The sequence below is a fragment of the Kitasatospora sp. NBC_01300 genome (assembly GCF_041435235.1).
Lineage (GTDB): Bacteria > Actinomycetota > Actinomycetes > Streptomycetales > Streptomycetaceae > Kitasatospora.
Window position 1 is genome coordinate 3579289 of record NZ_CP108408.1, and the last position, 8212, is coordinate 3587500.

At 67.1% G+C, this 8212-nt stretch carries 4 protein-coding genes and 2 rRNA genes (1 of these 6 cut by a window edge); all 6 read right to left on the minus strand.

Going from position 1 to position 8212, the window contains the following annotated elements; genetic code table 11:
- Positions 1 to 43: 43 nt before the first annotated feature.
- A complete protein-coding gene (locus OG556_RS15800) occupies positions 44 to 523 on the minus strand; it encodes an NUDIX hydrolase (RefSeq protein ID WP_371522721.1) in 480 nt (159 codons plus the stop codon).
- Between the two features lie 31 nt (positions 524 to 554).
- Positions 555 to 1643 (minus strand): CHAD domain-containing protein, encoded by a 1089-nt coding sequence (locus tag OG556_RS15805; protein ID WP_371517582.1) that lies wholly within the window; start codon positions 1641 to 1643, stop codon positions 555 to 557.
- A 103-nt stretch (positions 1644 to 1746) separates the two neighbouring features.
- Positions 1747 to 3924: an RNA degradosome polyphosphate kinase gene (locus tag OG556_RS15810; RefSeq protein ID WP_371522723.1), complete on the minus strand. Its 2178-nt coding sequence runs from the start codon at positions 3922 to 3924 to the stop codon at positions 1747 to 1749.
- A 347-nt stretch (positions 3925 to 4271) separates the two neighbouring features.
- Complete coding sequence (mshD, locus tag OG556_RS15815; protein ID WP_371517583.1) at positions 4272 to 5234, minus strand: mycothiol synthase; 963 nt, start codon at positions 5232 to 5234, stop codon at positions 4272 to 4274.
- A 75-nt stretch (positions 5235 to 5309) separates the two neighbouring features.
- Positions 5310 to 5426, minus strand: a 5S ribosomal RNA gene (gene rrf, locus OG556_RS15820).
- A gap of 87 nt (positions 5427 to 5513) precedes the next feature.
- Positions 5514 to 8212: ribosomal RNA gene (locus OG556_RS15825) — 23S ribosomal RNA — on the minus strand; it runs 422 nt beyond the window's last position.

Below are 8212 nucleotides of genomic sequence, written 5' to 3' on the forward strand. Positions count from 1 at the left end.
TGCGTCACGGCAAGGGCGCGACGAGATCACTCCCACCGTTCCTTCACCGAGCGTGGTCGCTCGCCCGTACGGGCTTCGCCCCCAGGATCGCCAGCAGGGCGTCGACCAGCAACCGGTCGCGGTCGTGCGTCAACCGGGCGCGGGCCTTTCCGGCGGGCAGCCACTCCAGCCGGTCCACCTCGCGGTTCGGCCGGAACGCCCCGCTCGACGGCACCGCCGCCCAGTAGCGCACCTCCTTCGGCCGACCCTGCGCCAGGTAGTGCTGGGTCGGGAGCTCCGGACCGAGCAGACAGGCGAACCCGGTCTCCTCGCGCACCTCGCGCAGCGCCGCCGCGACCACTCCCTCCCCCGGGTCGAGCTTGCCCTTCGGCAGGCTCCAGTCGTCGTACTTGGGCCGGTGGATCACCGCGATCCGCGGCCGCCCCAGCCGGCCGCTCTTCTTCGGCCGGCCCGGCAGCCACAGCACCGCGCCCGCCGCCAGGACCACCCGGGCACGTCCCGCCCCGGTCGCGGCCGCGTCCACTGCCGGCCCGGTGCTCAGGCGATCGCGCAATTCAGGCCGTCCGTGGTGCGGGGGAATGCCCCCAGCCCTCGGCAGGGGGGAGGTCCGGCCAGCCGTCCAGGCCGGGCGGGAGGTCGGGCCACCGGCGGCCGAAGGCGTACCGCGCCGCCTCCACCTCCAGTCGCTGATCAGCATGCACCACGCCCAGCACGTAGGCGGTCGCCGGGGTGATCCGCGGGGTCCGCGCGGCGGTGGCCGCGGTGACCGCGGCGTCCGCCGCCTCCTGGTGCCGGCCCAGCACCCCGTCCAGCTCGTCCAGTTCGGCGGACCCCCGACCGCACACCTCCAGCGCGTACCGGGCCCGCTTCACCAGGATGCGCGTCCGTGCCCACGGCGCGTCGTCGGCCGCCAGCGCCGTGTCCGCGTCCACCGCGCCGCGCGCCGCCGGGACGGCGCCCAGCCGGCGCAGCCCGTCGCCGCCGTACGGCGTGGCCGCCCGGTGCAGCGGCAGCTGCTGGACGCTCGCCGACAGCGCCGTGAACGCGGCGGCCGCCTGCGGCAGCAGCACCGCCGGCGCCCGGCCGCCCGCCGACTCCAGCAGCGGGGCGTCGCCGACCAGCAGCGTCATCCGGTCCGCCAGCGCGTGCAGCCGGGCCGACCGGAGCTCCTGGAGCACCGAGGAGTGCGCCCTGGTCCGGGCCAGGGTCAGCTGCCGGTCCAGCAGCGCCCGCGCCTTGGGCGCCCCGGCGTGCCCGGCCAGCATGCCCGTCCCGTCCGGATCGCTGCCGCTCAGCGAGTCCAGCGCGCCCAGCAGCCGGGCCGAGCGGCGGACGTAACCGGGCTCCAGCGCCAGCAGGTTGAGCAGCCAGCGCAGTTCGGTGCGCGACTCCTGGGCCCAGGCCTGCTCGAAGACGGAGCCGAAGGTGTGCAGCAGCCCGCCGATCCGCCGGACCGCCCGCAGCAGGTCTGCGGTACCGGCCGCCGGGACGACCGCGGCCGTCCCCGGTCTGGCGCCGACCTCGCCCACCGTCAGCGGCAGGGCGCGCAGGAACGCGCCGGCCTGGGCGGTGAGGTGGCTGGAGAGGATGTCCCCGGCGGTCGTGGTGGCGGCCGCCTGGGCCGTCATCGGCGCATCGGTCATGGCGTGGTAGATCCCCGTTCCCCCGGGTTCGTCCCCCCGGGGCTGGTGGCCGACCGCTGGAACCGGTCCCCTACGGTTCCAGCGGCTCGCATCAGTGGTCGCGTCAGCGCGAGGCGACGGCCCGGCGGCGCAGGCGCGAGTCGATCAGCAGATCCTGGACGTGCCGCAGCGGCCGGCTCTCGGCGTCCTGCGAGTGGCGGGTCCACGCACCGTCCTGCCCCAGGTGCCAGGACTCGGTCTCGTCCGACATCCCGAGGTCGATCAGGCCGGACAGCTCGGCCCGGTGGGCCGGGTCGGTGATCCGCATCAGCGCCTCGATCCGGCGGTCCAGGTTGCGGTGCATCATGTCGGCGCTGCCGATCCAGACCTCCGGATCGCCGTTGTTGCCGAACACGAAGATCCGGGAGTGCTCCAGGAAGCGACCCAGGATGCTGCGGACCCGGACGTTCTCGCTCAGCCCCGGCACGCCCGGCCGGATCGCACAGATCCCGCGCACCCAGACGTCGACCTGCACGCCGGCCTGCGAGGCCCGGTACAGCGCGTCGATCACGGCCTCGTCGACGATCGAGTTGACCTTGAGCTTCACGTACGCCGGCCGGCCGGCCCGGTGGTGGGCGATCTCGTTGTGGATCCGGGAGACCAGCCCGTCGCGCAGGCCGCGCGGGGCGGTCAGCAGGCGGCGGTAGGACTCCCGGCGCGAGTAGCCGGACAGCCGGTTGAAGAGGTCCGAGAGATCGGCGCCGACCTGCGGGTCCGAGGTCAGCAGCCCCAGGTCCTCGTACAGCCGGGCGGTCTTCGGGTGGTAGTTGCCGGTGCCGACGTGCGAGTAGCGGCGCAGGGTGTCACCCTCCTGCCGGACCACCAGTGACAGCTTGCAGTGCGTCTTCAGCCCGACCAGGCCGTAGACCACGTGGCAGCCGGCTTCCTCCAGCTTGCGGGCCCACTTGATGTTGGCCTGCTCGTCGAAGCGCGCCTTGATCTCGACCAGGACCAGCACCTGCTTGCCCGACTCCGCCGCGTCTATCAGCGCGTCCACGATCGGCGAGTCACCGGAGGTGCGGTACAGCGTCTGCTTGATCGCCAGGACGTCCGGGTCGGCGGCGGCCTGCTCCAGGAAGGCCTGCACCGAGGTGGAGAAGCTGTCGTACGGGTGGTGCAGCAGGACGTCCCGCTCGCGCATCGCGGCGAAGATGTCCGGCTGGGACGCCGACTCGACGTCCGTCAGCCCGCGGGCGGTGCCCGCCACGAACTTCGGGTACTTCAGCTCCGGGCGGTCCAGTTCGGCGATCCCGAACAGACCGGTCAGGTCGAGCGGACCGGGCAGCGGGAAGACCTCCGCCTCGGTGATGTTCAGCTCCCGCACCAGCAGGTCCAGGATGTAGGGATCGATCGACTCCTCGACCTCCAGCCGCACCGGCGGGCCGAAGCGCCGCCGCATCAGCTCCTTCTCCAGGGCCTTGAGGATGTTCTCGGTGTCGTCCTCCTCCACCTCCAGGTCCTCGTTGCGGGTCACCCGGAAGGCGTGGTGGGCGAGCACCTCCATGCCCGGGAACAGCTCCTCCAGGTGCGCGCCCATCACGTCCTCCAGCGGGACGTAACGCTGCGGCGAGGCCTCCAGGAAGCGGGCCAGCGACTGCGGCACCTTCACCCGGGCGAAGTGCTTGTGCCCCGAGACCGGATTGCGCACCACCACGGCCAGGTTGAGCGAGAGCCCCGATATGTACGGGAAGGGGTGCGCCGGGTCGACCGCCAGCGGGGTGAGGACCGGGAAGATCTTCTGCCGGAACAGGGTGTGCAGCCGGGCCTGCTCCTTCTCGGCCAGCTCCGGCCAGCGGACCACCTCGATGCCCTCGGTGGCGAGGTCCGGCAGCACCTCCTGCTGGAAGGCGGCGGCGTGCCGCGCCATCAGCTCGCGCGAGCGGGTCCAGATCAGGTCCAGCACCTCGCGCGGCTGGAGGCCGGACGCGCTGCGCTGGGCGACGCCCGTCGCGATCCGGCGCTTCAGCCCGGCCACCCTGACCATGAAGAACTCGTCCAGGTTGCTCGCGAAGATGGCGAGGAACTTGGCCCGCTCCAGCAGCGGGATCCCCGGATCCTCGGCCAACTCCAGAACGCGCTCGTTGAACGCGAGCCAGCTGCGCTCGCGGTCCAGGAAGCGACCCTGCGGCAGTGCGTCGAACTCCTGCTCGTCCTCGGCCGGCAGCTCGGGCGGTATCCCCAGCGCACCGGACATCCTGGCCGGCGGGGACAGCGAGGCAGCGACGGGGCGGGGGATGCTCATGGGCTCCAGCTCCTCCAGCAGCAGGACGTCGTCCGGACGCGAATGGCTCTGCGGGCCGTCGTCCTCGCCCAGGGCCAACGCCCACCCGCCGGGCGCGGTCCGTACAGGGCCGGCCGGCACGTGGCGGTCGACTCTGCACGAGCGAGACACTACGGACTTCATCCTGTGATCTTCGCGGCAGCAATTGAATCCACGGTAAACACCGCATGGCCAGGAGGAAAGCTGAGTCGGTCGGGGCAAGGGCCGGTGACGTCCGGCCCCTTGCCCCGGACCGCCCCGAGCCGCTAGGCCCTGCCCGGTCCTGCGGGTCCTGTAGGTCCTGTAGGTCCTGTAGGTCCTGTCCGGTCCTAGGCCGCCTGGTCCTCGCGGTACTGGACGCGGTACATCAGGTCCACCTCGTGGATGGTGAACCCCAGTCGTTCATATACCCGCACCGCGGCCGGATTGTCGGCGTCGACGTAGAGCAGGACCGTCTCCAGACCGCGCTCGCCGGCGTCCGAACCGGTCAGGTGACGCAGACCGGCAGCGGTCAGGGCACGGCCGAGACCGCTGCCCTGCTCCGCCGGGTCCACCCCGACCACGTAGACCTCGCCGAGCGCGGGCTCGGTGGCGGTGGCCGGGTGCACCTTGGTCCAGTGGAAGCCGACCACCTTGCCGCCCCGGGTGGCGAGGAAGAAGCCGGCCGGATCGAACCAGGGCTCGGCCAGCCGCTCGGCCAGGTCCCGCTCCGTCCAGGAGCCCTGCTCCGGGTGGTGGGCGAAGGCCAGCGCGTTCAACCGCAGCCACTCGGCGTCGTCCTCGCCGGGGCGGAAGGTCCGGAGCTCGACGCCCTCGGGGACGGCGACGGCCTCGGTCTGCGGCCCGGTGCGGCGCATCTGCCGCAGCTCGCGGACCAGCTCGGCCCCGTACCGGCCGGCCAGGTGCCGGGCCGCCGGGTGACCGCCGTGCACCCAGAAGTCCACCGCGTCGCGGCCGGCCCGGTGGGCCTGTGCCAGCACCGCGTCCACCAGCGGCCGGGCCAGGCCGCGGCCGCGGGCGGCCGGGTCGACCACCAGCTCGGCGGCGGGGTTGGCGGCGGAGCCCTCCGGGACTTCGAGCTGTCCGTAACCGACGACGTCGGCGTGCTCGCTCTCGATGAAGTGGCTCACCCCGGGGCGCGGAGTGTCCGAGGAACGCAGCCGAAGCCGGCCCTGCTCGGACACGGCAGCCCGGCCGTCCACCGCCTGGGCGTCCGCCAGAACGCGCAGGGCGCCGTCGCGCTGCTCGGGGCGGAGCACACTGTTCGCAATGACCGCTGTCTGATCGTCCATGCCCCGACGATACGTCACCGGAAATGCAAAGAACCCCCATCCGGTTTCCCGGATGGGGGTTCTCTGTGAATGATTGTTCGGCGGCGTCCTACTCTCCCACAGGGTCCCCCCTGCAGTACCATCGGCGCTGTAAGGCTTAGCTTCCGGGTTCGGAATGTAACCGGGCGTTTCCCTCACGCTATGACCACCGAAACACTATGAAACTGTCAACCGCACCAACCCCGTAGCCAAACGGGTTGGGGTCGTTGTTTCAGAACAACACAGTGGACGCGAGCAACTGAGGACAAGCCCTCGGCCTATTAGTACCGGTCAACTCCACCCCTCACAGGGCTTCCATATCCGGCCTATCAACCCAGTCGTCTACTGGGAGCCTTACCCTCTCAAGGAGGTGGGAGTGCTCATCTCGAAGCAGGCTTCCCGCTTAGATGCTTTCAGCGGTTATCCCTCCCGAACGTAGCCAACCAGCCATGCCCTTGGCAGGACAACTGGCACACCAGAGGTTCGTCCGTCCCGGTCCTCTCGTACTAGGGACAGCCCTTCTCAACACTCCTACGCGCACAGCGGATAGGGACCGAACTGTCTCACGACGTTCTAAACCCAGCTCGCGTACCGCTTTAATGGGCGAACAGCCCAACCCTTGGGACCTACTCCAGCCCCAGGATGCGACGAGCCGACATCGAGGTGCCAAACCATCCCGTCGATATGGACTCTTGGGGAAGATCAGCCTGTTATCCCCGGGGTACCTTTTATCCGTTGAGCGACGGCGCTTCCACAAGCCACCGCCGGATCACTAGTCCCTACTTTCGTACCTGCTCGACCCGTCAGTCTCACAGTCAAGCTCCCTTGTGCACTTACACTCAACACCTGATTGCCAACCAGGCTGAGGGAACCTTTGGGCGCCTCCGTTACTCTTTAGGAGGCAACCGCCCCAGTTAAACTACCCACCAGACACTGTCCCTGATCCGGATCACGGACCCAGGTTAGACATCCAGCACGACCAGAGTGGTATTTCAACGACGACTCCACAACAACTGGCGTTGCTGCTTCAAAGTCTCCCACCTATCCTACACAAGCCGAACCGAACACCAATATCAAGCTATAGTAAAGGTCCCGGGGTCTTTCCGTCCTGCTGCGCGAAACGAGCATCTTTACTCGTAATGCAATTTCACCGGGCCTATGGTTGAGACAGTCGAGAAGTCGTTACGCCATTCGTGCAGGTCGGAACTTACCCGACAAGGAATTTCGCTACCTTAGGATGGTTATAGTTACCACCGCCGTTTACTGGCGCTTAAGTTCTCAGCTTCGCCTGGACGAATCCAAGCTAACCGGTCCCCTTAACGTTCCAGCACCGGGCAGGCGTCAGTCCGTATACATCGCCTTACGGCTTCGCACGGACCTGTGTTTTTAGTAAACAGTCGCTTCTCGCTGGTCTCTGCGGCCACCCCCAGCTCTGGCAGCAAGTGCCGTCACCAGGAATGGCCCCCCTTCTCCCGAAGTTACGGGGGCATTTTGCCGAGTTCCTTAACCATAGTTCACCCGAACGCCTCGGTATTCTCTACCTGACCACCTGAGTCGGTTTGGGGTACGGGCCGCCATGAAACTCGCTAGAGGCTTTTCTCGACAGCATAGGATCATCCACTTCACCACAATCGGCTCGGCATCAGGTCTCAGACTATGTGAACGGCGGATTTGCCTACCGTTCGTCCTACACCCTTACCCCGGGACAACCACCGCCCGGGCTGGACTACCTTCCTGCGTCACCCCATCGCTCACCTACTACCCTCTTGGGTCACCGGCTCCACCACGTCCCATTGTCCGAAGACTCCGGGCCGGCTTCACGGGCTTAGCATCAAGAGGTTCAGCGTTGGCGCTTCAAAGCGGGTACGGGAATATCAACCCGTTGTCCATCGACTACGCCTGTCGGCCTCGCCTTAGGTCCCGACTTACCCTGGGCAGATCAGCTTGACCCAGGAACCCTTGGTCAATCGGCGCAAGAGTTTCCCACTCTTGTATCGCTACTCATGCCTGCATTCTCACTCGTATACCGTCCACGACTGGTTTCCACCGCCGCTTCACCCGGCACACGACGCTCCCCTACCCATCACAGCAGGCGTTGGCCCTTCATGCTGCAATGACACGACTTCGGTGATGTGCTTGAGCCCCGCTACATTGTCGGCGCGGAATCACTTGACCAGTGAGCTATTACGCACTCTTTCAAGGGTGGCTGCTTCTAAGCCAACCTCCTGGTTGTCTCTGCGACTCCACATCCTTTCCCACTTAGCACACGCTTAGGGACCTTAGTCGGTGTTCTGGGCTGTTTCCCTCTCGACCATGGAGCTTATCCCCCACAGTCTCACTGCCACGCTCTCACTTACCGGCATTCGGAGTTTGGCTAAGGTCAGTAACCCGGTAAGGCCCATCGCCTATCCAGTGCTCTACCTCCGGCAAGAAACACGTGACGCTGCACCTAAATGCATTTCGGGGAGAACCAGCTATAACGGAGTTTGATTGGCCTTTCACCCCTAACCACAGGTCATCCCCCAGGTTTTCAACCCTGGTGGGTTCGGTCCTCCACACGGTCTTACCCGCGCTTCAACCTGCCCATGGCTAGATCACTCCGCTTCGGGTCTTGGGCATGCAACTCAACCGCCCTATTCGGACTCGCTTTCGCTACGGCTACCCCACACGGGTTAACCTCGCTACACACCGCAAACTCGCAGGCTCATTCTTCAAAAGGCACGCAGTCACGGCCCACCAGCAAGCTGATGAACGACGCTCCCACGGCTTGTAGGCACACGGTTTCAGGTACTATTTCACTCCGCTCCCGCGGTACTTTTCACCATTCCCTCACGGTACTATCCGCTATCGGTCACCAGGGAATATTTAGGCTTAGCGGGTGGTCCCGCCAGATTCACACGGGATTTCTCGGGCCCCGTGCTACTTGGGAGATGAGCAAGCAAGCCGTACAGATTTCGTCT